The sequence below is a fragment of the Kitasatospora sp. NPDC004272 genome (genome assembly GCF_053603035.1).
Map to the genome: position 1 here is coordinate 1 of NZ_JBSGET010000132.1, position 24,710 is coordinate 24,710.

The window sequence follows — 24,710 nt, forward strand, 5'->3', positions numbered from 1 at the left end:
ATCCGGATCGGTGGTGAAGCCAGCACCACCACCGATCCGGATGCCGGCGTGAATGACCGCGCCTGCCGCAGCGTGCAGGCTGAAGAGCGCGAGGACCGGCCGCGGCGGCGCCCTTCCGACGCCGCGGCCGGTCCGACCAGCCACCAACCACCCTGCGATGGGGGACCCCTGACCACAAATCTTCGTACGGTGCTCGGCCGTCCCGGAGCGCGCCGGGGGCTGACCGCGACGGCGGCCGGCGCCGCGGCCCTGTCCGGGTGGGCGTTCGACTCCGCCCCCTACCCGTACGCGCAGCACCGGATCCTGCCCCTGCTCCTGCCGCTGCTCGGCCAGGAGCGGCTCGACGCGATGCTGGAACTCCGGCAGGGCGAGCGGGTCCTGGAGGTCGGCCCGGGCACCGGCCTCCAGGCGCTGCGGACCGCACCGCAGTTGGGCCCCGGCGGTCGGCTCGACATCGTCGACGTCCAGCAGGAGATGCTCGACCACGTGATGGGCCGGGCCGCCCTCCGCAGCCTCACCACCATCGCGCCGACCCTGGCGGACGCCCGCCACCTGCCGTTCGAGGACGCCGTGTTCGACGCCGCCTACCTGGTGCCGGCTCCGGGGGAGATCCTGCGGCCGGAGGTGACGCCGGCGGAGCTGGGCCGGGTGGTCAAGCCGGACGGGCGGATCGTGGTGGGTGAGTTCTTCGACCGGCACCAGGTGCGGCGCACCGCCCCGGCCCGCCACGCCAACGCCGTGGGGCTGCACGTCACCCGGCTGATCGGCCCGCCGTTCTCCTCCTGCGCCCGGCCGGCACCGTGCCGGCCGCTCCCCGCCCGGTACCCGCATCCGGCTGAACGCCCGCCGGGCCCGTCCCGCCGGTCGCCGCGGCTGCCCGAACAGCCACGGCGTCCGTCCGAACGGGCGTCAACCCTCGTGGGACCCGGCCTGGCCGGTCCGACCGCCGACCACGTATCGTGGCCGGGATCGGAGCCTGGTGCGGGACACCACGGCGTACAGGCACGGCGTCGCACGGGCGGCGGACGGGGGCGGTGACCGAACGGTGGCTGACGTGGCATCGACGACCGGGGGCGGGCCGGAGGCCGATCCGGAGGAGACGTTCAGGCTCCCCGCGACCCCGGCGGCCCCCGAGCAGACGGTCGAACTCCCGCCCGGCGCCGACCCGTTCGCGACCTCCATCAACCTGGTCATCCCGGAGTCCGTGCTCGCCGAGACCCGCGCCGGCACCCCGCCTACCCCGGCCGGGGGCACCGCCCTCCCGCCGCCGCCCGCCGCCCCGCCCGGCGGCACCGGCTGGACGGGCACGTTCCGGATCGCCGCTACCGCCGACGCCCCGCCCCCCGCCGCCGGAACCGCCCCGGCGCCCGCCGCCCACGGCATCGGCGGCGGCCTGCGCGGACGCATCCTGGTCATCGAGGGCGGCTACGGCGGCGGCCGCCGATGGGGCCGCGGCAGCGCCCACGCCTCCGTGCTCTCCGCCGCACTGGCCGGAGTCGCCCCGCAGGTGCTGCTCTCCGCCGACCAGGTCGACGCCGTCCACCTGCCCGGCGCCAGCGACCCGCAGACCGTCCTCGCCCACCTGCGCGCCGCCGCCCGCCACCCCGGGCCGCTGCTCGTCCACCTCGGCGGCCACCTGATCACCGACCGGCGCGGCGAACAGCTCTACCTCTCGCTGCGCGAGCACAAGAGCTCCGAAAGCCTGCCCTGGTCCGCCATCGCCACCGAACTCCGGCACCGGGGAAGCGAGTTGGACACCCTGGTGATCGGCGACCTGAGCGCCGACCAGGTGGTCTGGCCCACCCTCGCCGCCACCGCGGGGCAGCAACTCTCCGAGGGCGTCCCGCTCTGGGCCGTCGTCAACCACGACCCCGACCAACTCGGCACCTTCACCCGCGGCCTGATCGAGACGCTGCACCGCGGCCGCCCCGGCGCCGACCAGTTCCTCACCCCCGAACTCGTCCACCAGCAGGTCAACTCGGTGCTGCGGGCCGACACCGTGGTGATCGCCTCGCACCCCGCCGACCGGCCCTACTTCCGCAACACCGCACGGCAGATCGGCGGCGGCGAGCCCGCCGCCACCCTCCAGGCCCGCCCCGACGCGGCGCGCACCACGGCCGCCACGGCAGCCACCGCCACCGTGCCCGCGCCCGCCACCGCGCCCGCCCCCGCCGCCGAACCCGTCCGGCCCAAACTCGCGCTCAACTGGGCGCCGCGCGGCCTGGTTTCGCTGCGCAAGGCGGGCGTCCCGGCGACCCCGCCGCGCCGCAAGATGATCGTCTCGCTGGTCAAGGGCGAACCGATGGTCCCCGCGGACGCGCCGTCCGTCGCGGCGTCGCCCGTCGCCGCGACGTCCGCGACCGCGCCGCGCGTGCCGCTCGACAAGCCCGCGCCGACCCCGCCGACCCCGTCGGCCCCGTCGGCCCAGCCCCGGGTCGAACTCGGCAAGGAGGCCGCCACGTTGGCGGTGCCCGAGCCCGAGCCCGAGCCCGCCGCCACGCTCGCGGAGGAGCCCGACTTCACCCTGCCGCCCACGCTTCCCGCCGCGCCCGCTGCGCCCGCTGTGACCTTCGCCAAGGCCGCCGAGAGCGTGGAACTTCCCGAGGCGGAGCTTCGCGAGGCGGTGCCCTCCGAGGCGGACGCGCCTCCGGCCGCGACCGTCCTGCTGGACAAGTCGGCCCCCGTGCCGCTCGTCGAACGCGCCCCCGAGCCGGAACCGGCCCCCCGGCACGACCCGCTCGCCGCCACCGCCCTGCTGCCCGGTCCGCTGGTCGAGCTGGGCAAGAAGGGGGACGGGGAGCGGAGCGACGGCCCGCCGGTCGAGCTGGGGAAGAAGGCCGAGGCGGGGAAGGCCGATGCCGAGCAGGCCGAGGCGGGCCGGCCCGGTGCCGAGCAGGCGCCGCCCAGCGAGTACCTGGAGGCGATCGGCGACATCGTCCGCAACGCGGAGGCCGGCGACCACGAGACCGCTTCGGCGCTGGCCCTCGCGCTGGAGGAGAAGGCCGTCGGCGCGTACGGTTCCCGGGCCTCCGTCGTGCTCCAGGTCCGCCAGGTCCGGGCGCACGTCTGCCGGGTCGGCGGCCGTCCCTCGGTCGCGGCCGAGCTCTACCGGCAGGTCGCCACGACGCTGCTGCAGACCGACGGCCCCGAGCACCCGGAGACCCAGCGGGCGGTCACCAACGCGGAGGCGTGCTGGCGGGCCGTCAAGGACCCGGCCGAGGCGATCCGGATCGCCCCGGACATCATCGAGCTCCGCGCCCACCTCCCTGGCCCGGACAACCGCAAGCTCCGCGCCGCGGAACGCTACCTGCGCCAGCTCGCCGACGCCCGGGGCTGAGCCCCGGTCCGCCGGGTGCCCCGGCCGCTCAGCGGTCGACGGACCAGGGGGCGTCCGGGAGCGGGGTGCCGCGGGCGAGCAGGTGGGCGACGACGGCGAGGGCCCGTTCCAGCGGGACGGCGTCGGGTCGGGGTAGGCGTCCGCCTGGCCGTTGGCGAGGACGAACCCGTCGTTCCTCCATTACCCGGAGGTCCTCCGGCCGGGCCCCGTTCCCGCCGCACTCGTAGCCGTAGCCGTAGCCGCACTCGCAGCCGTGGCCGTAGTCCCGGTCGCAGCCCTCGCGCTCAGGGCGTCCGCGGCAGCGGCCCGTCCACCGGACCCGGCGGCCCGTCCACCGGACCCGGCGGCCCGTCCGGGACCGGGTCGGCGGGTCCGGTGCAGGTGAGCGCGGCGAGGAGCCGCAGCTTCTCGTCGCTCGCGCTGTCCTTGTCGGGGTAGTAGACGACGAGGATCACGTCGTCGACGGGGAGTTTGTCCCGGTGCAGGCGCAGTTCGCCGACGAGGGGGTGGTGGACCGTGGTGCTGCCCCCGCCGAGGGGGCGGACGTCGTGGCGGGCCCACAGGGTGCGGAAACGCGGGCTGGCGAGGGCGAGTTCGCCGACGAGTTCGACGAACCGGGGGTCGTCGGTGTCGTCCCCGACGGTGGCGCGCAGGGCGGCGACGAAATCGGCGGTGGCCCCGGCCCAGTCCTGGTGGAAGGCCCGTTCCTCGGGGTCGAGCAGCAGCGAGCGGAGCCGGTTCAGGCCGGGGCGCAGCCGGGGGGAGAGCGCGACCGCCAGCGGGTTGGCGGCCAGGACGTCGAACGCCCGCCCTTCGACGAACGCGGGGACGGTGAGGTGGGCGAGCAGCTGGTGCACCCGGGCCGGCACGTGTTCGGGCCGCTTGCGGCGCGCGGTCCGGGGGTGGGCGGCGGTGAGGCCGAGCAGGTACGTCCGCTCGTCGTCGTCGAGGTGCAGGACGCGCGCGAGGGACTCCAGGACCTGCGCGGACGGGTTCCGGTCGCGGCCCCGCTCCAGGCGCAGGTAGTAGTCGGGGCTGATCCCGGCGAGCAGCGCGACCTCCTCGCGGCGCAGGCCGGGCACCCGGCGGTTGCCGCCGGGCGGGAGCCCCGCCCGGGCCGGGGAGACCAGCTCGCGCCGGGCCCGCAGGTAGCTGCCGAGCCGGTTGTCGGATCCGTCGTCCTTCATGCCGTCCACCGTAACGCGGTGCGCGCGCCCGAACGGGGGCCCTGCCAGGACCAGGGAGGACGGGGGCCCTCCCGCGCCCCGCAGCGGCGGCCGAGACTGCGGGAGGGCCGTTCCGGTAGGGACGGCAGCCCTCACGACCCGCGCCGCCGCCCCGCACGGCGGCGGCGCCCGAACGAAAGGGAGGACCTCGTGGACCTCTCCGACCGCACCGTCCTCGTCGTCGGCGGCACCTCGGGCATCGGACGGGAGCTGGCCCGGCGGTTCGCCGCGGCGGGCAGCACCGTGGCCGTCGGCGGCCGCGACCCGCGGGCGCTCGCCGAACTCGCGCAGGAGGGCTTCGGCACGGTCGCCGTCGACGTCACCGACAGCGCCTCCGTCGCCTCCGCCCGGGACGCCGTGCTGGCCCGCCACCCCGGGCTGGACACCGTGGTGATCGCGGCGGGCGTCATGCTCATGGAGGACCTGCGCGACCCCGCGCACTTCGCGGCGACGGCGACGACGATCGACACCAACCTGCTCGGTACCGTCCGGGTCGTCGACGCCTTCACCCCGCACCTGATCGGGCGGGGCGCCGGCACCTTCGTCACCGTCACCTCCGGCATCGCCTTCCTGCCGTTCCCGCCGATGCCCGGCTACGCCGCGTCGAAGGCTGCCGTGCACGCCTACTCCGAGGCGCTGCGCGCGCAGCTCGACGGCACCGGCGTCGGGGTCGTCGAACTCGTCCCGCCGGCCGTCGCCACGGCGGGCCAGGAGCGGGTGAACCCGCACGCGCTGCCGCTCGACGACTTCGCCACCGAGGTCATGGACCTGCTCGCGCAGGACCCCACCCCGCGCGAGGTCCTGGTGAAGGGCGTCCTCGGGCACCGCTGGGCCGAGCGCGACGGCACCTACGACGAGCTCGTCGCCCAGCGCTCCCGCGCCCTGGACACCCTCCCCGGCTTCGGGGGCCGCCGCGCCTAGCGGGTACGCCTAGCGGGCGCCGCCGTTGACGTACAGGGTCTGGCCGCTGACGTACGAGGCGTCCTCGCTGGCCAGGAAGGCCACCACGGCGGCGATCTCCTCCGGGCGGCCGGCCCGGCGCAGCGGGGTGCGGGCGGCGACCTCGGCCTGGTGCGCCTCGGGGGTGGCGCCGACGCGTTCGGCGGTGGCGGCGGTCATCGAGGTGACGACGTAGCCGGGGGCGACGGCGTTGACGTTGACGTTGAAGGGGCCCAGTTCGATGGCCAGGGTGGCGGTCAGGCCCTGGATCCCGGCCTTGGCCGCCGCGTAGTTGGCCTGGCCGCGGTTGCCCAGGGCGGAGCGCGAGCTGAGCGAGACGATCTTGCCGTACTTCTGCGCGACGAAGTATTTCTGCGCGACGTGCGCGCAGTTGTAGGCGCTGGTCAGGTTGACCGCGAGGACGGTGTCCCAGTCCTGCTTGGGCATCTTGAAGAACAGGTTGTCCCGGGTGATCCCGGCGTTGTTGACCAGGACGTGCACCCCGCCCAACTCCTCGACCACGGCGGTGAACACGGCCTCGACCGCGTCGTAGTCGGACACGTCGCACCCGTAGGCCCGGGCGGTGCCGCCCGCCGCCGCGATCTCCTCGACGGTGCCCGCCGCCCGCTCCGCCGTGAGGTCGACCACGGCGACCGCCGCGCCCTCCGCGGCCAGCAGCCGGGCCGTCGCCGCACCGATGCCCTGCGCGGCCCCGGTCACCACCGCCACCTTGCCGTCGAACCTGCCCACTGTCGTGCTCCGTTCCTGATGTTCCGTCATGTCTATGTGTGGAGAGGGGAGTTCAGTCGCGTTCGAGCAGGACGGCCGAGCCCTGGCCGACGCCCACGCACATGGTGGCCAGGCCGCGCCGGGCGCCGGTGCGGCGCATCCGGTGCAGCAGGGTGGTGAGGATCCGGGCGCCCGAACAGCCCAGCGGGTGGCCCAGTGCGATCGCCCCGCCGGAGGGGTTGACCAGCTCCGGGTCGATGCCCAACTCGCCGACGGACGCCAGGGCTTGGGCGGCGAAGGCTTCGTTGAACTCGGTGGTCTCCAGGTCGGCGGTCCGCCAGCCGGAGCGCTCCAGCACCCGCCGGGTGGCCGGCACCGGCCCGATCCCCATCACGTCGGGGTGCACGCCCGCCGAGGCGCCCGCCACGTACCGGCCCAGCGGCTCCAACTCCAGTGCGGCCAGCGCTCGTTCGCTGACCAGCAGCAGGGCGGCCGCGCCGTCGTTCATCGGCGAGGAGTTGCCCGCCGTGACGGTGCCGCCGGGGCGGAACGCCGGCTTCAGGGCGGCCAGCTTCTCGGCGGTGGTGTCGGTCCGGATCGACTCGTCGCGGTCCACCAGCGTCCCGTCCGGGCGGGCGACGGGCAGCAGTTCGGCGTCGAAGTGCCCCGACTCCCGGGCGGCGGCGGCCAGTCGGTGGCTGCGCAGGGCGAACGCGTCCTGCGCCTCGCGGCCGATGCGGTAGCGGGCGGCGACCTCCTCGGCGGTCTCGCCCATCGACAGCACGCCGTGCAGGTCGCGCATCCGCGGGTTGGTCAGGCGCCAGCCGAGCCGGGTGTCGAAGGTCTCCATCCGGTGCGGCAGCGCCTCGTCCGGGCGGGGCAGTACGAACGGGGCGCGGCTCATCGACTCGCAGCCGCCCGCCACCACCACGTCCGCCTCGCCGGAGCCGATCGCCCGGGCGGCCGTGGTGACGGCCTCCATCCCGGACGCGCACAGCCGGTTGACGGTCGCCCCCGGCACGCTGTCCGGCAGCCCGGCGAGCAGCACGGCCATCCGGGCCAGGTTGCGGTTGTCCTCGCCCGCCTGGTTGGCGGCGCCCCAGTACACCTCGTCGATCCGCGCCGGGTCCAGCGCGGGCACCGCGTCGAGCAGTCCGCGCAGCACGGCCGCCGACAGGTCGTCGGGCCGGACGGCGGACAGCGCGCCGCGCAGCCGCCCGATCGGGGTGCGGCGGGCGGCGGCGATGAAGACCGGAAGCACTTCGTCGGGCTCCTTGTCGGTGGGTCGGGAAGGGCGGTTCAGAAGGCGTTGACACCGGTCAGCGAGCGCCCGACGAGCAGCTTGTGGATCTGGCTGGTGCCCTCGTACAGGGTCATCACCCGGGCGTCGCGCAGGTACTTGCCGACCGGGTACTCGTCGATGAAGCCGTACCCGCCGAACACCTGCAGCGCGTTGTTGGCGCAGCGCACCGCCGCCTCGGAGGCGTACAGCTTGGCGACGGAGGACTCGGTGGCGAACGGCCGGCCCCGGTCGATCAGGTCGGCGACCCGCCAGGTCAGCAGCCGGGCCGCGTCCACGTCGACGGCGATGTCGGCGAGCAGCTCCTGCACCAACTGGTGGGCGGCGATGGGCTTCCCGAACTGCTCGCGCTCCCCGGCGTAGCGCACCGCCGCGTCCAGCGACGCCTGCGCGATGCCCACGCAGCCCGCCGCGACCGACATCCGGCCCTTGGCGAGGGCGGCCATCGCCACCGTGAAGCCCTGGCCGAGCTCGCCCAGCCGTGCGCTGTCCGGGACCCGGACCCGGTCGAAGGACAGCTCGGCGGTGGCCTGCCCGCGCAGCCCCAACTTGCCGTGCACCAGCCGCCGTTCGAAGCCGGGCGCGTCGGTGGGCAGCAGGAAGGCGGTGATGCCGCGGTGCCCGGGTCCGCCGGTGCGGGCGAAGACCAGGGCGACGTCCGCCCACGTCCCGTTGGTGATGAACATCTTGCTGCCGGAGACCAGCCAGTGGTCGCCGTCCCGCTCGGCCCGGGTGGTCAGGTTCGCCGCGTCCGAGCCGGTGCCGGGCTCGGTCAGCGCGAAGCAGCCCAGCGCCTCGCCCGAGCAGAGCCGGGGCAGCCACTCGCGCTTCTGCTCCTCGGTGCCGAACGCGTTGACCGACTTGGCGACCAGCCCCAGCGACACCGACACCACGCCGCGCACCGACGAGTCGCCGCGCCCCAGTTCCTCCAGCACCAGGCAGTACGCCAGGTGGTCGCCGCCGCTGCCGCCGTACTGCTCCGGCAGGGTCAGACCGAGGAAGCCCAGGTCGCCGAGCTTCTTGACGACGCCCAGGTCGATGGACTCCGCCCGGTCCCACTCGGCCGCGAACGGCACGATCTCCCGGTCGGTGAAGGACGCCGCCAACTCCCGTACGGCGTCCTGCTCCTCGGTCAGTTCCAGGTCCACGCGGCGACACCCCGAACGCTCGGCAGGTACTCGGCGATCCTGCGCCGCCGATAAACTAGCACTGCAAGTTTTACGGTGACTGTAACCCGCTCCGGCCTCACCCGGAAGAGCACCCGCCGAGCCGCCCCGACCACCTGCGACAATGACCCGGACCCAGCCAGTCCGCGCCCCCAGGAGGCGGAGATCGCCCGACCCCGCACCCCGCTGCTCAACCGGGACCGCATCATCGCCGCCGCCCTCGCCCTGGTCGACGCCGAGGGCCTGGCCGCGCTCTCCACCCGCCGCCTCGCCGCCGAACTCTCGGTCAGCGGCCCCTCGCTGTACAACCACTTCGCCACCAAGGACGAACTCCTCGACGCCGTCGTCGACAGTGTGATGGGCGAGGTCGACCTCACCGTGTTCGACGCGCCGGACGACTGGCGCACCGCCCTGCACGCCTGGGCCCGCTCCTACCGCGCCGCCCTGGCCGCCCACCCCCACCTCGTCCCGGTCCTCGCCCAGGGCCCCGGCCGCCGCCCCCACGCCCTGCGCCTCGCCGACGCCGTCTTCGGCTGCCTGGTCGAAGCCGGCTGGCCGCGCGGCCAGGCCACCCGGATCGGCGCCCTGATGCGCTACTTCGTCACCGGCTCCGCGCTCGGCTCCTTCGCCGCCGGCTTCCCCGACGACGCCGCGCTCTACCCCGCCGCCGACTACCCCCACCTCGGCGACGCCCACCGCCTCGCCGAACACCGCCGCGCCGTCGACGAGGGCGCCTTCGAGACCGGCCTCGACGCCCTCCTCGACGGCCTCGAACTGCGCTACCGCCGCCTGCCGTCCTGAGCCGCCGCCGCTACCTCCGCCAGTTGGCGCCGTGGTCGCGGCAGTCCGGCTAGCACTCGGCCGGCTCCGGCAGCGTCCAGTCGAACGGCCAGAAGTCCGCGGCCTCCTGCGAGTCCGCCACCAGCTCCGGAAGCCCGGCCGGGCGGCGCAACAGGCAGCGGTGGCGCAGGAGTTCCTCGGCCTCCGCCCGGCTCAGCGGAGGAAAGCCCTCGATCGCGTGGTGGTCCGACAACCGCTCGGGACTGCGCACCACGTTCAGCCGGTCGCCGTCCGCCGTCCGGAAGTCCATCCGGTGGCTGGTGCTCCACTGCGAGTTCGACCCCCAGCCCTGCCCGAGGTTCACCGTCGGCCGACCACGCCGCCGGTGCGCCCAGTACACCGGCGAGGCGTCCGCCCAGCCCGGCTCGGCCACCCGGGCGCCCGCCCGGACCCGCACGCCCGCCCGGGCGAACAGCAGCTCGCCGAACACGAACCCCGGCCAGAACACGTCCAGCAGCTCGATCGGCGCGTCCGGGTCCTCGGCGGGTACCAGCTCGGCGATCTCGTGCAGGAACGGGTCGAAGCCGCCCGCCGCGCCGACCTCCGTCATGCCGAGCCGGGCGAAGAACGCCGCGAACTCCTCCCGGCCGACGCCCATCCGTACCCCGTCCCGGACCGGCCCGTCGCCGAACGGAGGCTGGAACTCCAGTGCGAGCACGTCCGCGGTCCGGCTCAGCGCGTAGAGCTCGCACTCCAGCAGGTCCTGCTCCTGCGCCGACTGTGCGGTGAACGTGTCGTACGCGGCCGCCGCCGCCAGCCGCTCCGAATAGCTGGGCTGCACCCGTGCCGCCCAGTCGTCCAGTACCGCCGCCGCCGTCCCCTCGCCGCCCCACATCAGGGCTCGGTACAACTCCCGCCCCGCGCCCAGCGGTCGGGAGTCGAAGTTCGAGGACAGCACCTTGCGCAGCGCCCGCCGCACCTCGTCGGCCGGATCGCCCGCGTGGTACGGGTGCTCGCTGGGCTCGATGCCGTCCAGGAACTCCTGGTAGCGCAGCGCGAAGTGCACGTGCACCAGCGGCGCGGCCATCTCCAGTGCGGCCTCCGGCCGGCTGTCCGGCGCCAGTTCGCGCCAGGCGTCGATCCAGCGCGAGCGGACGTCCGCCCAGCGCTCGGGGGAGAGGAACGCCTTCGGCCGCAGCCCGTCCAGCGCCGGGTGGCCCCAGGCCGCGTCCGAGAAGTCCAGCACGGTCGGCCGCTCGCCGTCGAAGCGCCAGTTCCCCGGGTGGAAGTCGCCGTGCACCAGCGTCGACGGCAGCCCGCAGCGCTCCAGCCGGGCCGCCAGCTCGGGCAGCATCGCCGCCAGCTCCCGGCCCTGCGCGTACTCCAGCGCCGGCAGCTCCGGACGCAGCCGCTCCAGTAGCGCCGGGAAGCGCTCCGCGAGCGCGGCCGGGGAGCAGTCCGCCAGCCCGTCCGGGCCGTTCGCCGCGGACGCCGCCTGCACCGAGGCCCACCGGTCGACGACCTCCAGCATGCCGTCCTCCGGCACACCCCAGCAGTCCACACCCGGCACGTCCGCGAGCAGCACCCGCCGCCCGTCCGCCGCCAGCACCCTCGGCGCCAGCCCCGGCAGGGCCGCCTCGACCCGGGCGATCACCGCCGCCTCCGGCACCGCGAACGGCGGCGTGCTCTTCAGCCAGACCGGGCCGTCCGCCGTCGGGAACCGCGAAAGCGCCGACAGGTTCCAGCTCCGCACCTGCTCCACCGGGCCGGTCCTGGGACGGCCGAGCTTCGCCAACTCGCCGTCCGCCCAAGCCCATTCGGCAGCCAGGCCGTCCGCCGACGCCCACCGCAACCGCAGCGGGTGCCCGGCGTCCTCGGTGCCCGCCGGGGCCAGCGCGCCGGTCGGACGCCCGGACGCCACCGCCAGGTACACCGTCTCGCCGCCCCGGCCGCCCTCGCCGCCCGCCACCGACAGCAGCCGCAGCACCGCGAGCGGCACCCCCGCCGCCCGCGAGGCGGCCTCCGCCACCTCGCCGACCTGCGCCCAGTGCGGCGACGCCGTCACGAACGGCCCCACCGCCCCCAGGATCCCGCCCCGCCACTCGACCACGACGGTCGCCGTCCGCTGCTCGTTCGTCTGCACCCGGGCATTCTCCGGACGGTGGCAGCGACCACGCCAACGAATAATCGGCGAGGAGAGAGCCCTTGTCTGGGTTCTCAGTCGGAGCCGTCCTCGAAGGGGCGGGAGAGCGAGAGCCCGAAGCGGCCCCCGTCGTCCGTCCACCAGTCGGTCAGGCGCAGGCCGGCGGCGAAGAGTTCGCGTTCGACGCGTTCGCGGCGGAACTTCGCGGAGACCTCGGTGTACAGCTCCTCACCGGCCTCGAAGTGGACGGGCAGGCCGAGTTCGGCGACCTTGACGGTCTGGGCGCGCAGGGAGCGCAGTCGCATCTCGATCCACTCGTTCTCGGCGTCCCAGAGCGCGACGTGCTCGAACTGCTCGGGTTCGAAGTCGGCGTTCAGTTCCCGGTTCAGCACCGACAGCAGGTTGCGGTTGAAGGCGGCGGTGACGCCCGCGGCGTCGTCGTAGGCGGCGACCAGCACTGCCGGGTCCTTGACCAGGTCGGTGCCGAGCAGCAGCCAGTCCCCGGGCAGGAGTTGGGAGCGCAGGCCGGTCAGGAAGGCGGTGCGTTCGGCGGGCAGCAGGTTGCCGAGGGTGCCGCCGAGGAACACCACCAGGCGGGGGCCGCCGCCGTCGGGCAGGCCGAGGCTCTTGGTGAAGTCGGAGAGCACGGCGGAGACTTCGAGGCCGGGGTACTCGTCGGTCAGGGCCTTCGCGGCGGCTTCGAGCGCGCTCTCGCTGACGTCCACCGGGACGTACCGCTCCAGGGTGCCGGCGGCGCGCAGCGCGTCCAGCAGTAGGCGGGTCTTCTCCGAGGAGCCGGAGCCGAGTTCGACCAGGGTGCGGGCCCGGGTGGTGGTGGCGATGTCGGCGGCGCGGGCGGTGAGGATCTCGCGTTCGGCCCGGGTGGGGTAGTACTCGGGCAGCCGGGTGATCTCCTCGAACAGTTCGGAGCCGCGGGCGTCGTAGAACCACTTCGGCGGCAGCCGTTTGGGTTCGCCGCTCAGCCCTTCGCGGACGTCGGCGCGCAGCGCGTGGTGCAGGTGGTCGGGGGGCAGCAGGCGGGTGAGCCGGTATCCGGTCATCGCGGGGCGTCCTCTCGGATGCGCGGGCCGACGGGGGCCAGCGGGGTGAGTGCGCTGCCGGCCGCGTCGGCCACCAGCAGGGTGCGGTCCGGGACTTCGGACCAGCCGGGTCCGTCGTCGAAGGGTTCGGAGGCGACCAGCAGCGAGCCGTCCGCGTCCCGGCGCTGGAACAGGGTGTCGCCCCAGGCGGTGGCGGCGACCGAACTGCCGTCGGTGGCCAGCAGGTTGATCCGGGCGTCGGCGATCTCCGAGGCGAGCAGGCAGACGTCGGCGAGCGCCTCGCCGAGTTCGGCGCCGGCCCGCAGCCGGTTCAGCACCAGCGCCCACAGCAGGGCCGAATCGGTGCGCGTCTCCAGCTCCAACAGCTCGGTGGCGGGCAGCAGTTCGGCCAGCGGGGCGAAGGCGCGCGGCCAGCCGGGCAGGGCGCCGTTGTGGCTGAACAGCCAGCGCCCGGCGGCGAACGGGGCGGCGGCCTGCGCCCCGGCCGCGCAGCCGGGGGTGGCGGAGCGGACGGCGCCGAGCACCGCGTGCGAGCCGACCACCCGGGCCAGGTCGGTCAGGTCGCCGTCGGCCCAGATCGGGCCCTCCCGCCGGTAGCGGGCCGGGCGTTCGTCCCCGGCCGCGTACCAGCCGACGCCGTAGCCGTCGGCGTTGACGGTGCCGTAGCGCTGCAGCCGGGGTGCCCAGGACTGGCGCAGCAGCCCGTACGGCGGGTCGAGCAGGACCGAGCGGATCGGCACCGGCCGTCCCAGGTAGGCGAAGTGGCGGCACATCAGCCCCGGGCCCCCGTCCTGGGTTCGGCGTCGCGGGCGGTGCGGAAGCCGGAGAAGATCTGCCGCCGCACCGGGTAGTCCCAGTTGCGGAAGGTGCCCCGGCAGGCGACCGGGGCGACCGCGAAGGAGCCGCCGCGCAGCACCTTGTACTCGGGGCCGAAGAACACCTCCGAGTACTCCTGGTACGGCCAGGCCGTGAAGCCCGGGTAACCGGTGAAGTCGCTGGACGTCCACTCCCACACGTCGCCGATCAACTGCCGCGCGCCGCACGGTGCTTCGCCCTCGGGGTAGGCGCCGACCGGGGCCGGTTGCAGGTGCCGCTGGCCGAGGTTGGCGTGCTCGGGGCCGGGGGCGGCGTCGCCCCACGGGAAGCGCCGGGAGCGGCCGGAGGCCGGGTCGTGCCGGGCGGCCTTCTCCCACTCGGCCTCGGTCGGCAGCCGCCGCCCGGCCCAGCGGGCGTACGCGTCGGCCTCGTACCAGCTCACGTGCAGCACCGGCTCCTCGTCCGGCACCGGCTCCAGGTGGCCGAAGCGGCGGCGCAGCCACTGCTCGCCGTCCCGCTGCCAGAACAGCGGCGCCTCCAGGCCGGCGGACGTCCGGTGCGCCCAGCCGGCGGGCGTCCACCAGCGCGGCTCGTCGTAGCCGCCGTCGGCGACGAAGCGGCGGTAGGCGCCGTTGGAGACCGGCGTGGTGTCCAGCCAGAAGGCGGGCAGTTCGACCCGGTGGGCGGGGCGCTCGTTGTCCAGCGCCCACGGCTCGGTGTCGGTGCCCATGGTGAACGGCCCGGCGGGCACCAGGACTTCGGGTGCGAGCGGGGCCCCGGTGGCGGCGGGCGGCGGCGGGGCGTCCAGCACGGCCGGGCCGGTGCGCAGCTGGTGGGTGATCAGCATGGTCTCGTCGTGCTGCTGCTCGTGCTGGACGATCATCCCGAACGCGAACCCGGCGTCCAGCAGCGGCGCGCCCTCCAGCGGGGAGGCGGCCAGCAGGTCCAGCACCCGGCCGCGCACCTCGTGCGCGTAGGCGCGGGCCTCGGCGGGCGGCAGCAGCGGCAGCCGGGGGCGCTCGGCCCGCGGGTGCTCGAACGCGTCGTACAGCGGGTCGATCTCCGGGTGCATCGGGTCGCGGCCGCCGACGTTGCGCAGCAGCCACAGCTCCTCCTGGTTGCCGATGTGCGCCAGGTCCCACACCAGCGGTGACATCAACGGGGAGTGCTGGGCGACCAGTTCGGCGTCGTCCACGGCCCCGGTGAGCTGCGCGGTGCGCTCCCGGGCGGCCAGCAGTTCGCCGGCGATCAGCTCGCGCAGCACGGCCGGGTCGGTGCGGTCGGCGTTCAGCACGCGGTCTCCTCCGGCCGGGGGAAGGGGAGTTCGGCGGTCAGCACGGGACGTCCTCCTGGAGAGCGGCGGCGGTACCGGTGCGCAGGGCGGCCAGCTGGTCGTCGGCCGGGCAGCGGCCGCGGGCCGGGTAGCGTTCGGCGAACTCGACCAGTGCGCTGTGCAGTTGGCTCCCGCCGCGGGACAGCGCGCGTTCGGCGGCGGCGAAGCACAGCAGCGCGGCGCGGCGCAGGTCCGGATCGGCCATGCCGAGCGCGGCGGCGCGCCGCCACAGGCCGGAGCGCGGGGCGCGGCTGCCCGCGTGGCCGAGCCGCTCCAGGGCGGCGCGGGCCTCGTCGGCGGCCCGCGGGTCGTCCATCAGCGCGCTGACCAGGGCGAGCGGCACCCGCCAGCCCTCGCCGGGCTGGGCGTCGATCATCCGCAGTTCCAGGTGGCCGCGCGGGCGCACCGGCGGGAACAGCGTGGTGCGGTGGTAGTCCAGGTCGGCCAGCTCGGCGGGCCGCTCGCCCGCGCCGCGCAGCCACTCGCGGAAGGTCAGCCCGGCCGGGGCGTCCCAGGGCAGCCCGTCGGGGCGGCGCACGCACAGCAGCGCGGCGTCCAGCACGTACCGCGTCCAGGCGGTGCGCGGGTCGGCGGTCGGCGGCGGGGCCAGCGTGCGGGAGGGGTCCATCCGGGACCAGACCAGCTGCCGGGTCGACTTCCAGCCGGTCGGACGGCCTTCCAGCAGCGGGGAGTTGGCGAACGCGCCGACCAGGACCGGACCCAGGTCGTGGGCGAGCCGCCAGCGCGCGGCGTGCTCGGCCTCGGTCCCGGCGTCCACGCAGACCTGGACGGAGGCGGTGCCGGTCATCATGATCCGGCCCCACGGGCCGCCGCGGTCGAAGTAGCGCTCCATCGCCCGGTAGCGCGGGTGGGTGGCCTGCATCCGCCGCTCGCGGTCCATCGGGTCGGTGCCGCTGCCGGTCAGCCGCAGGCCCTCGGCGGCCAGTGCCGCCCGCAGCACCGCCTGGTCGGTGCTCAGTCCGGCCGCGCAGTCGGCCGGGTCGGCGGCGGGCGGGGAGCTGAGCTCGACCTGCCCGCCGGGTTCGCGCGTCAGCCGCGAGCCGGCCGGGAGCACCGGGCCGTCGGCCGAGTCGGGGAGCGCCGCCAGTGCGGCCGCCACCCGGTCGGGAGCCACCGGGGCGCCGGGACATCGGACGTCGTGGACGAACCACTCCGCCTCCACCCCGACCAGCGCGGGCGGGCCGATCTTGAAGCAGATGGCGCCCAGGTGCCGTTCGGCCGTCGCTTCGGTCAACTCCGCCTGAAGTGTCACGCTGTGTATCGGATCGGCGGCCGGGGCGGCCTGTTGCGGACGTACAGATGTCACCGGGTTTCACCATCCCTCGGTTCGCGACTTGAGCCCGGTTGTTCCTGCTCAGTCTGCTCCGGGACAAACCTCGGTGCCGCCCGGATCGACTTTTCGCAGGTCAGACGGGTGAGTGCGGTGCGCAGCCGGTCCAGTGGCAGGGCGAAATTCAGCCGCAGGCAGCCGGAACCGGCCGGTCCGAAATCGGATCCGTCCGCCAGCTCGACGTCACGGCGGGTGAGCAGCTCGGCCCGGGTGCCGAGCCCCGCGCCGTCCAGCCACAGCAGGTACGAAGCCTGCGGACGGGCCAGCACCGCACCGCCCAGCGCGGCCACCGCCAGCTCCCGGGCCCGCACCAGGTGGGCCAGCACGGCGTCCAGCCACGGGCCGCCCTCCGCCAGCGCCGCCCGCTGCGCGACCGCGCCCAGCAGGCCCCCCTCCCACAGCCCGAAGCCCGCCATCGCCGCCGTCAGCCGCTCGCGCAGCCCCGCGTCCGGCACCAGGGCGAAGCAGCTGGGCAGCCCGGAGACGTTGAAGGTCTTGCCGACCGAACCCAGCGTCACCACGTTCGCCGCCCCGCCGGTCACCGCCACCGCGACCGGCTGCGGCACCTCCGCGTCCGGGTGCCGCAGGTCGCCGTGCACCTCGTCCGAGACCAGCAGGCCCGGGGCGGCGGCCGCGGCCAGCGCCCGGACGTCGGCGGCGGACCAGATCCGCCCGGTCGGGTTGTGCGGGCTGCTCAGCATGACCAGGCCCGGGCGGGACGCGGCGATGCCGGCCAGCGGCAGCCGGTACGGGTCGGCCGGATCGCCGGTGGGCAGCAGCGGCAGCTCCCGCAGCTCCGCCCCCGCCGCCCGGCAGACCCGGGCGAAGCCGCCCCACTCCGGGGTCACGCACACCGCCGGGCCGGGCAGCGGGCGCACCGCCTCCAGCAGCAGCCGCACCGCCGTGCCCGGGGCGAACGGCAGCAGCATCACCCAGCGCGGGTCCACCTCCACCCCGTGCCGCCGCCGGTACCAGTCGGCCACCAGCACCCGGTCCGCGTCCTCCGCCACCGGGTAGCCGAACGCCGGGTGCCCGGCCCGCACCCGCAGCGCCGCCCCCACCGCCGGGGGCCCCGGCAGGTCCATGTCGGCCACCCCCATGGCGATCCGCCCCGCCCCCGCCCGCGCCCACTTCGCACTGCCCGTCCCCGCCCGCGAGAACCGTTCGAACACCGTCCGCTCCCTCCGACGCCGTTCCCACCCACGCTAGGCCGAGCCGGGCCCGGGCGGGGCGAGCGACCCGGGACCGGAACCCCCGGACAACGTCGTCCGACGCTGCGCGGAGCGGACGCGCCCGTCGTACTCGCGGCCGTCGCACTCGCGGCCGGACCGGGGGAGGCCGAACCGCGGAAGGCCGGACCGCTGGAGGCCGGACCCCGCCCGGCGAGGGCCCCGGGCCGAGGAACGGCACTGCCATCCACCTGCGCCGCCGGCGCCGAACCGGCCGCGACGGCCGAACCGGCCGAACCGGCCGAGACGGCCTCCCCCCGCACCGGCCCCGTCCGGCAGGCCGCCCGAACGGCGTGACCCGGGGCGCGGCGGGACGTCAACCGGCCCGGTCGGCGGGCGACTTGCGCACGTGCAGCACCCGGGCGTCCAGCGGCAGCGGGTCGTGCCGCAGCAGCTCCAGCCCGGCGTCCGCGAACAGCCGCGCGTACTGCCCGGCGGTGCGCTCGCGGCCGCCCACGTTGCAGCGCATGTGCAGGTCCCAGGCGGTGGCCAGGGACGGGGAGCCGTCCTCCGGCAGCAGGCGCTCGACCACCAGCAGGTCCGCGTGCGGGGGCATCGCGGCGGCGAGGTGGCGCAGGATCCCCCGGCAGTGCGCGTCGTCCCAGTCGTGCAGCACCCGCGACAGCAGGTACACGTCCCCGCCCGGCGGCACGTCCGCGAAGGTCCCCGCCAGGCACCGCGCCCGGTCGCCGCAGCCCGCCGCGTCCAGGAACTCCCGGGCCGCGTCCACGACGTGCGGGCGCTCCAGCAGGACGCCGCGCAGCGCGGGGTGCGCGGTCAGCAGCCGGGACAGCAACTCGCCGGTGCCGCCCGCGAGATCGACCACCGTGCGCGGCCCGCCCGCCGAGGCCGCCGCCCGGACCACCGGGTGCCCCGGCAGCGGGTCGAACATCCGGGTGCTCGCCGCCATCGAACGGTCGAACAGCTCGGCCAGGTCGGGATCGCGGGCGAAGTGGTCGAAGTGGTTCTCGCCGAACAGCCGGTCGAAGGCCGCCTCCCCGGTCCGCACCGTCCCCGCCAGCCCGCCGAACGAGCGGTAGAACGGCCCCGCGTAGAGCAGCGACAGCGGCCGCAGCGAACCCGCCGCGTCCGCCCGCAGCAACTCCCCGGCCGGGGACAGCCGGAAGCCGCCGCCGTCCGGCACCACCGTGCCCAGCATCGCCAGGTAGCGCAGCAGCGACCGCAGCGTCTCCGGGTCCGCGCCCACCGCCGCCGCCACCTGCTCGGCGCTGCGCGGCACCCGCGCGTCCATCGCCTCCGGGACGCCCAACTCGGCGAAGGCACCCAGCGCCTGGGTCGTCCACGCACCGGTCAACTGCCGCAGCAGCACCTCGGCGGGCTGCTCGGCACGGTGCCGGGCCAGGTGCTCGGCCAGCAACTCCCGGTGGTCGCCCGGCGCGTACAGCTCGATCCGCGGACAGCCCGCCTTCGAGTCGTCCGGCGCCGTGAAGTACAGCACCGTCCCGTCCTCGTGCGGGTTGTAGCCGCCCCCGTCCGGCCGGGCGCCGTGCCGGGCCAGCAGCGCGCACAGGCCGCGCAGCAGCAGCGGATCCGGCTGCCGGACCTCGAAGCCGAGGTGCGCCTCGTGCTGCGCCGCCCGTTCGCGGGCGGCGAGCCCGGCCAGCCCCGAACCCGGCGGGACGGTCAGCGCGAACACCTCCACCACCCGCTGCTCCCCGTCCGCGCCGGTCACCGCCGGGCGCAGGATGCCCACCTCCAGCTCCGCCGCGTCCCGGCCGTGCCGCACGGCCAGCCGCTCCCGCACCACCGTGCTCGGCCGCGCCGCCGCCTCCGTCGCCAGCCCGGCCCCGGCCAGCAGCGCCCGCAGCGCCCCGGCGTCCGGCGGGAAGACCAGCAGCGCGGTGTGCGCGAAGCGGCAGCGGTCGGTGAGCGCGCGCAGCTCGACGCCGTCCAGGCCCGGCAGCAGGGCGCTCAGCAGGGCGGCGGTGTCCTGGCGGCGGGCGTGGTCGGCCGCCGCCCGCAACAACTCCGCGTCGGTCGGAGCCGTGACGGTCGTGGTGGTGCTCATGCTGGGGACGTCCTTGAGGGTAGGCAGGTGATGCGTGGGCGAAACGTTTCTGGAGGGGCCCGGAAAGGAACGCGCACGCCGCCCGGTGGGGATGCGCCCGCATGGGGGAAGGGCGCAGCCCGGCGGCGCGGCAGCGGGGCGCGGCGGGAGAATCTGACGGACCGTCAGACTCGGTGATCCTAGCCGTCACCGGAGCGCCCGCCCGTCCCGCTTCACCCGATTGGCCCGACCACCGGCATCAGGGGCTCGGCTACGAACGGCGGCAGGCGAAACCAGGGGCTCGGGGAACGGCGAGTCCGTGCTGCTGACGGCCGGAGCCCGTCGAAGGCCCGTGCTGCTGCGTGTCTTGAACAGAACCGGAAGCCGATGCGCTGGGCGGCAGTGCACCGTCAGCAGACCGGGCCTCGCCGTTCCCCGAGCCCCTGGTTTTGCCTCTCGCCGTTCTTCCCGAGCCCTTCGTTGCGCCTCTCGCGGTTCTCTCCGAGTCCTTGGTACTCAGGGGATCCGGGCTTCGATGTGGGCGAGTTGGGCGGCGAGGGCCTCTTCGAACGCGGCGCGGCGGTCCGCCGCGAGGGGGCGGATGTCGCGGGCGAAGTGGGCCAGGGTCGGGAAGCGTTCGGGGTCGGCGCCGAGCACCGCGACGCGGAACTGCTCCATGGCCTGCTCGTACTCCTCGGGGGCGATGGTGCTGATGCCGGCCTCGGAGGCGATCAGTGCGGAGAGGAGGATCACGATCCGGTGGTACCGCACCGGGATCTCCTCGTCGGGCAGGCCGGATGCGCGCAGGGCCTGTAGCAGTTCCTCCATGACCAGTCGGGATCCGGTGCTGCTGGACCCGTAGCGCCCCCACGTGGTGGCGAGTTGGGGTTGCTCGCCGAACGCCTCGCGCAGGCGCAGTGCCAGGGCGGTGATGCGCTGCTTCCAGTCGCCCTCGGGACGGTGGCCGTCCATGGCTGCCAGCAGTATCCGGTCGGCGACCGCGCGCAGCAGTTCGGTCTTGTTGCGGAAGTGCCGGTAGAGGCTGGAGGAGTCGGTTCCGAGCGCCGTGGCGAGCTTGCGCACGCTGAACGACTCGGCGTCGCCCGTGCGCAGCAGTTCCGCCGCCGTGTCGAGGATCTCCTCGGTCGTCCACCGCTTCCGGCCGGTCATCCCGCTCCTCTCGTCCGGGCTCAGTCTAACCTGTGCACTTGCTGATGCACGCGGTGCGTGCATAATCAGGACAACATGCTGTCCGGACACGCACGACACGCCCGGCACCGGGCCGGGAGGGGGAGGGAACGCATGAGTGCGACCGCGACCGCGACCGCGACAAGGCCGCCGGATCCGGACTTCTCGGCGATCACGGACGAGGAACTGCGCGCCTACCGCGACGCGGAGAACCAGTGGCGGGCGTCCGGCCCGGCCCGGGCGATGCTCGGGGAGCCGGATCCCGGCGCCGCGATCGTCTGGCGGCAGGTGGCACTGCCCGGCCGCGAACTCCCGGTCCGGGTGTACCGGCCGGTGCCGGCGGGGGACGGCGGAGCCGGTGCCCGGACCGACCTGCCGCTCGTGGTCCACGTCCACGGCGGCGGCTTCGTGGGCACGGCGGTGCAGTGCGACTGGGCCAACAGCCACCTCGCCGCCCAACTGCCCGCCCTGGTCGTCTCGGTCGAGCACCGCCTCCTCGCCCCCGGCAGCCCGTTCGCGAACGCCGCCGACGACGGCTGGGACGTGCTCCGGCACCTGGTGCGGCACGCCGCGCGGTGGGGCGTCGACCCGGCGCGCTCGGCCGTCCTCGGTGAGAGCTGCGGGGCGCTGATCAGCGCGCTGACGGCCGTCCGGGCCAGGGAGGCCGGACAAGGGCTCAAGGCGCAGGTGCTGGTCAACCCCGTGGTCGACGTGACCGGGACGATGCTCGACCACCCCTCGATCGCCGAGCACGCGGACGACCCGGCCCCGGTCCTGCCGCAACTGCGGCTCATCCAGCGGCTCGCCGTCCTGCCGGGAGCCGACGCCCGCCCGGTCTCACCGCTGTACCAGGACGACCTGGGCGGGCTCGCCCCGGCGCTCGTGGTGACGCCCACCCGGGACGCGCTCGCCGACCACGGCCGCCGCTACGCCGAGCGGCTGCGCGCGGCGGGCACGCCCGTGCGGCTCTCCGAGTACCCGGGAGCGAGGCACGCGTTCCTCACCCTGCCCGGCGTCGAACCACAGGCCGAGGCCGCCCGGACGGAGATCCTTGAGTTCCTCCGCGCGGCCCTGACGAAGTGACGGAGGAAACGATGCGCACCACCCTCGGAACCGACGGCCCGGCGGTCTCCCGACTCGGCCTCGGCTGCATGAGCATGGCCGGCAGCTACGGCCGCACCGACCCGGACGAGGCCGCGGCCACCCTGCTGGAGGCCCTCGAATCGGGCGTCACCATGTTCGACACCGGCGACTTCTACGGCGACGGGGCGAACGAGGAACTCCTGGGCCGGACCCTGGCACCGCACCGCGACCGCGTCGTGCTGGCCACCAAGACCGGAGTCCGCCGCACCGCCGAGGGCCTGGTCCCCGCCGGCTCCCCCGACGACCTGCGGCGCGCCTGCGAAGCGTCACTGCGCCGGCTGCGCACCGACCACATCGACCTGTACTACCTCGCCCGCATCGACCCCGCCGTCCCCGTCGAGGAGTCCGTCGGCGCCCTGGCCGACCTGGTCGCCCAGGGCAAGGCGGGCCGCATCGGCCTGTCCGAAGTCTCCGCCGCCACCCTCGCCCGCGCCCACGCCGTCCACCCGATCAGCGCGGTCCAGACCGAGTACTCGCTGTGGGAACGCCACGTCGAGAAGGACGTCCTGCCCGCGATTCGCGGCATCGGCGCCACCCTGGTCGCCTACAGCCCGCTCGGCCGCGGCCTGCTCACCGGGGCCGTCCGCGCCACCACGCGCTACGAACCCGGCGACTTCCGCGCCACCGCCCCCCGCTACAACGGCGACGACCTCACATCCAACCTGGCCGTCGTCGACGCCATCACCCGCGTCGCCGCCGCCAAGGGCGCCACCCCGGCCCGGATCGCCCTCGCCTGGCTCCTCACCCGCGGCAGCGACGTCGTCCCCATCCCCGGCAGCTCCCGCCGCCGCCACCTGCGCGACAACCTGGCCGCCCTCGACCTGCAGCTGAGCGCCGCCGACCTCGGCGACATCGACGCCGCCGTCCCCCGCACCGGAGCCCGGGGAGCCCGGTACGGCGACCACGGCATCGCCCTGATCGACCGGTGAAGGGAGCGGCACCCACCCGCCGACCGACCGCACCCCGTCGCGGGGACGGCCGACCGCACGCACCCCCATCAGCCTCCCGAAGGACAGGAGAAGCCGTGTTCGACGGCCTCGACCCCCCGTCGTTGGCCCGCCGCCCCGGAGTGAAGTGGAGCCGGGCACGGAACGGCGCCTCCACCCCGTCCCGTACGTCCTCCAGGACGGAGGCCGGGCCTTCGACGCCGAGCGGCTCGACCGCGAACCGGCCGACGGCGGCCGCCCGGACGGTGGCCCTGACCTCCGCGACCAAGGCGCTCAACGTGCCGGGGGTGCGCTGCGCGGTCGAGAACGGCGGGAGGCGAAACCGGGGGCTCGGGGAACGGCGAGGCCCAGTCTGTTGGTGGTGCACTGCCGCCCAGCGCATCGGCTTCCGGTTCTGTTCAAGCCACGCAGCAGCACGGGCCTTCGACGGGCTCCGGCCGTCAGCAGCACGGACTCGCCGTTCCCCGAGCCCCTGACGCGGCGCTAGGCGCTGAGGCGGCGTTCGAGCGGGGTGCGGAAGCGGGGGGTGACGCGGGTGTCGCCGAGGGTGGCGCGGAGGGACTCGGCCTTGGCGGTGACGGCTCGACGGGCTTCGGGGCCGGGGTCGGCGAGCAGGTCGAAGACGACCTCGCCGTCGAGGCGTTGGGCCCAGCCGCCGATGACGCGGCCGTTCCACCAGACGGTGGGGCCGAGGTTGCCGGAGCGGTCGACCAGTTCGGGGCGGTGTGCGGGGGAGAGGTACCAGTCGCGGTGCTTCCAGCCCATCGCGGTGGGGTCGAGGGCGGGGAGCAGGGCCGCCCAGGGCTCGGGGGCGGGGAGCGGGTCGAGGTCGTCGGGGAGGACGAACCCGGTCCCGCCGTCGGCGAGTTCGACCTCGGCCGCCGCGCACGCGGCCAGCGCGGCGCGCACCTCGCGCAGGCCCCAGCCCGTCCACCAGGCCAGGTCGTCCTCGGTGGCCGGGCCGTAGGAGGCGAGCCAGCGGCCGGCCAACTCGGCCTGGGCGGCGGCCCGTTCGGCGGCGCTGGGGGCGGCGGGGACGGGCGGCCCGGGTACCCAGCGGTGCCGGCTGCTGGTCCAGCCGCCCAGCGGGCGGCGGCGGACCATGGTGCCCTCCATACCGAGCAGGCGCAGCAGCCGCATGCCGACGGGCTGGGCGGCCTGGTAGGAGGTGCCGACGCCGTAGTCGACGGTTTCGCGCAACTGCGGGACGAGTTCGCCGAGTTGACTACCCGTCAGGCCGTCCGGCGCGCTGGAGAGGGCGTCCAGTACGGCGGCTTCCGCAGCGGCCGTCCAGGCGGCGTCGCGGCCGGAGGCGGCGAAGTCCTTGAGCAGGCGGCCGCGTTCGGCGGCGGCCGCCTTCGCGGTGGTGGAGGCGTACAGCGCGGGCGCGAGGTCGGCGGGGACGGCGAACAGGGTCTTGCGCATGCCGTGGCGGCGCAGCACCGTCCCGTCGGCGTACAGGGCGCGTTCGGTGTCGGCGGTGCCCGGGGCGGTGAGCCGGGCCGCGACGGCGAGGAACACCGTGGCGGGGTCGGTGCCGTGCACGGCGACCAGGTCGTCCGCCACCTGCTCGGCGCGGTCGGCGGCGGTGCCGGGGGCGAGCCGGTGCCGCCGGGCCAGCCGGGCGCGGCGCTGGTCGTCGTCGAGCGTGGGGCGGACGGGCACGGGTACCTCCTGCGGGGTCGGTGACAGCCTGCCACGGGGGCCCGTCCGGGTCTCGGAGGCGACGGGCGGACACCGTCCGGGGCGGGAGGGCGGCCCCGGAGGGCGGCGGGCCGTGAAAGTTTCGCAGCCGGAGGCCCCCGGGCGGGGGTGGTTTCCCGGATCGGGGCGGCCGACCGCCGGGGAGTCCGGAGCCGGGGGCGAAAGCGCAGGTCGGGGCGGTGCGTCCGGCCGTACGGGCCGGTGGGCGGGAACGGGTGCGGGCCCGGGGCCGGTGGCGGCCCGGGCACGGGCGGGGCACGGGCGTGGCCGTGGCGCGGTGGGCCCGGCGGGCGCGGTGGGCACTGCGGCG

General features: G+C 75.7%; 20 protein-coding genes. 6 read left to right on the forward strand and 14 right to left on the reverse strand.

Features of this window, described 5'->3' with window-relative positions:
• Positions 1–189: 189 nt before the first annotated feature.
• Together ACWEO5_RS30515 and ACWEO5_RS30520 are read left to right on the forward strand one after the other, a co-directional pair.
• Positions 190–1,038, forward strand: a complete 849-nt coding sequence (locus ACWEO5_RS30515; protein ID WP_452165411.1) for a methyltransferase domain-containing protein — start codon at positions 190–192, stop codon at positions 1,036–1,038.
• A gap of 16 nt (positions 1,039–1,054) precedes the next feature.
• Positions 1,055–3,337 carry a hypothetical protein gene (locus ACWEO5_RS30520; protein ID WP_452165412.1) on the forward strand — a complete coding sequence of 761 codons (2,283 nt, stop codon included), beginning with the start codon at positions 1,055–1,057 and terminating at the stop codon, positions 3,335–3,337.
• Between the two features lie 28 nt (positions 3,338–3,365).
• Here the strand turns inward: ACWEO5_RS30520 and ACWEO5_RS30525 are convergent, their stop codons facing one another.
• Positions 3,366–3,518, reverse strand: coding sequence for a hypothetical protein (locus ACWEO5_RS30525; RefSeq protein ID WP_452165413.1), 153 nt, complete (start codon positions 3,516–3,518; stop codon positions 3,366–3,368).
• A gap of 103 nt (positions 3,519–3,621) precedes the next feature.
• Entirely contained in the window at positions 3,622–4,524 is a 903-nt protein-coding gene (locus ACWEO5_RS30530) for a helix-turn-helix domain-containing protein (protein WP_452165414.1), read from the reverse strand.
• A 189-nt stretch (positions 4,525–4,713) separates the two neighbouring features.
• Between ACWEO5_RS30530 and ACWEO5_RS30535 the strand changes: the two genes are divergently transcribed.
• Positions 4,714–5,484: an SDR family oxidoreductase gene (locus ACWEO5_RS30535; RefSeq protein WP_452165415.1), complete on the forward strand. Its 771-nt coding sequence runs from the start codon at positions 4,714–4,716 to the stop codon at positions 5,482–5,484.
• Between the two features lie 9 nt (positions 5,485–5,493).
• Here ACWEO5_RS30535 and fabG read toward each other — a convergent pair whose 3' ends face one another.
• From fabG to ACWEO5_RS30550, 3 genes are read right to left on the reverse strand one after another with little or no spacing between them, the layout of a single operon-like run.
• On the reverse strand, positions 5,494–6,252 hold the full coding sequence (gene fabG / locus ACWEO5_RS30540; RefSeq protein WP_452165416.1) for a 3-oxoacyl-ACP reductase FabG: 759 nt from the start codon (positions 6,250–6,252) through the stop codon (positions 5,494–5,496).
• Between the two features lie 52 nt (positions 6,253–6,304).
• The gene (locus ACWEO5_RS30545; protein ID WP_452165417.1) at positions 6,305–7,492 is read right to left on the reverse strand and encodes a thiolase family protein; all 1,188 of its coding nucleotides are present in this window, start codon (positions 7,490–7,492) and stop codon (positions 6,305–6,307) included.
• Positions 7,493–7,530: 38 nt separating this feature from the next.
• The gene (locus ACWEO5_RS30550) at positions 7,531–8,679 is read right to left on the reverse strand and encodes an acyl-CoA dehydrogenase family protein (RefSeq protein WP_452165418.1); all 1,149 of its coding nucleotides are present in this window, start codon (positions 8,677–8,679) and stop codon (positions 7,531–7,533) included.
• A 183-nt stretch (positions 8,680–8,862) separates the two neighbouring features.
• On the opposite strand from ACWEO5_RS30550, the gene ACWEO5_RS30555 reads away from it, so the two are divergent.
• Positions 8,863–9,498, forward strand: a complete 636-nt coding sequence (locus ACWEO5_RS30555; RefSeq protein WP_452165430.1) for a TetR/AcrR family transcriptional regulator — start codon at positions 8,863–8,865, stop codon at positions 9,496–9,498.
• Between the two features lie 49 nt (positions 9,499–9,547).
• Here ACWEO5_RS30555 and ACWEO5_RS30560 read toward each other — a convergent pair whose 3' ends face one another.
• The 8 genes from ACWEO5_RS30560 to ACWEO5_RS30595 all read right to left on the reverse strand — a co-directional run bounded on the left by ACWEO5_RS30560 (position 9,548) and on the right by ACWEO5_RS30595 (position 20,588).
• Positions 9,548–11,620 (reverse strand): phosphotransferase, encoded by a 2,073-nt coding sequence (locus tag ACWEO5_RS30560; protein ID WP_452165419.1) that lies wholly within the window; start codon positions 11,618–11,620, stop codon positions 9,548–9,550.
• A gap of 74 nt (positions 11,621–11,694) precedes the next feature.
• Complete coding sequence (gene egtD / locus ACWEO5_RS30565) at positions 11,695–12,681, reverse strand: L-histidine N(alpha)-methyltransferase (protein ID WP_452165420.1); 987 nt, start codon at positions 12,679–12,681, stop codon at positions 11,695–11,697.
• Positions 12,678–13,454 (reverse strand): ergothioneine biosynthesis protein EgtC, encoded by a 777-nt coding sequence (gene egtC / locus ACWEO5_RS30570; protein ID WP_452165421.1) that lies wholly within the window; start codon positions 13,452–13,454, stop codon positions 12,678–12,680. Before egtC ends, egtD begins: the two co-directional genes overlap by 4 nt.
• On the reverse strand, positions 13,454–14,791 hold the full coding sequence (egtB, locus tag ACWEO5_RS30575) for an ergothioneine biosynthesis protein EgtB (protein ID WP_452165422.1): 1,338 nt from the start codon (positions 14,789–14,791) through the stop codon (positions 13,454–13,456). Before egtB ends, egtC begins: the two co-directional genes overlap by 1 nt.
• A gap of 37 nt (positions 14,792–14,828) precedes the next feature.
• Entirely contained in the window at positions 14,829–16,103 is a 1,275-nt protein-coding gene (gene egtA, locus ACWEO5_RS30580) for an ergothioneine biosynthesis glutamate--cysteine ligase EgtA (RefSeq protein ID WP_452165423.1), read from the reverse strand.
• Positions 16,104–16,153: 50 nt separating this feature from the next.
• Entirely contained in the window at positions 16,154–17,353 is a 1,200-nt protein-coding gene (locus ACWEO5_RS30585) for an aminotransferase class I/II-fold pyridoxal phosphate-dependent enzyme (protein WP_452165424.1), read from the reverse strand.
• A gap of 373 nt (positions 17,354–17,726) precedes the next feature.
• Complete coding sequence (locus ACWEO5_RS30590; protein WP_452165425.1) at positions 17,727–19,439, reverse strand: methyltransferase; 1,713 nt, start codon at positions 19,437–19,439, stop codon at positions 17,727–17,729.
• A 495-nt stretch (positions 19,440–19,934) separates the two neighbouring features.
• Positions 19,935–20,588, reverse strand: coding sequence for a TetR/AcrR family transcriptional regulator (locus tag ACWEO5_RS30595; RefSeq protein WP_452165426.1), 654 nt, complete (start codon positions 20,586–20,588; stop codon positions 19,935–19,937).
• Positions 20,589–20,720: 132 nt separating this feature from the next.
• On the opposite strand from ACWEO5_RS30595, the gene ACWEO5_RS30600 reads away from it, so the two are divergent.
• Both ACWEO5_RS30600 and ACWEO5_RS30605 read left to right on the forward strand, forming a co-directional pair.
• A complete protein-coding gene (locus tag ACWEO5_RS30600; RefSeq protein ID WP_452165427.1) occupies positions 20,721–21,689 on the forward strand; it encodes an alpha/beta hydrolase in 969 nt (322 codons plus the stop codon).
• Between the two features lie 11 nt (positions 21,690–21,700).
• A complete protein-coding gene (locus tag ACWEO5_RS30605) occupies positions 21,701–22,678 on the forward strand; it encodes an aldo/keto reductase (protein ID WP_452165428.1) in 978 nt (325 codons plus the stop codon).
• A 501-nt stretch (positions 22,679–23,179) separates the two neighbouring features.
• Here the strand turns inward: ACWEO5_RS30605 and ACWEO5_RS30610 are convergent.
• Positions 23,180–24,361 carry a winged helix DNA-binding domain-containing protein gene (locus ACWEO5_RS30610; protein ID WP_452165429.1) on the reverse strand — a complete coding sequence of 394 codons (1,182 nt, stop codon included), beginning with the start codon at positions 24,359–24,361 and terminating at the stop codon, positions 23,180–23,182.
• Positions 24,362–24,710 lie beyond the last annotated feature (349 nt).

Coding starts and splice junctions, on each gene's coding strand:
- ACWEO5_RS30605 (WP_452165428.1), top strand. CDS start 21,701: ATGCGCACCACCCTCGGAACCGACGGCCCGGCGGTCTCCCGACTCGGC.
- ACWEO5_RS30590 (WP_452165425.1), bottom strand. CDS start 19,439: ATGAGCACCACCACGACCGTCACGGCTCCGACCGACGCGGAGTTGTTG.
- ACWEO5_RS30525 (WP_452165413.1), bottom strand. CDS start 3,518: ATGGAGGAACGACGGGTTCGTCCTCGCCAACGGCCAGGCGGACGCCTA.
- ACWEO5_RS30600 (WP_452165427.1), top strand. CDS start 20,721: ATGAGTGCGACCGCGACCGCGACCGCGACAAGGCCGCCGGATCCGGAC.
- egtD (WP_452165420.1), bottom strand. CDS start 12,681: ATGACCGGATACCGGCTCACCCGCCTGCTGCCCCCCGACCACCTGCAC.
- ACWEO5_RS30595 (WP_452165426.1), bottom strand. CDS start 20,588: ATGACCGGCCGGAAGCGGTGGACGACCGAGGAGATCCTCGACACGGCG.
- ACWEO5_RS30530 (WP_452165414.1), bottom strand. CDS start 4,524: ATGAAGGACGACGGATCCGACAACCGGCTCGGCAGCTACCTGCGGGCC.
- egtC (WP_452165421.1), bottom strand. CDS start 13,454: ATGTGCCGCCACTTCGCCTACCTGGGACGGCCGGTGCCGATCCGCTCG.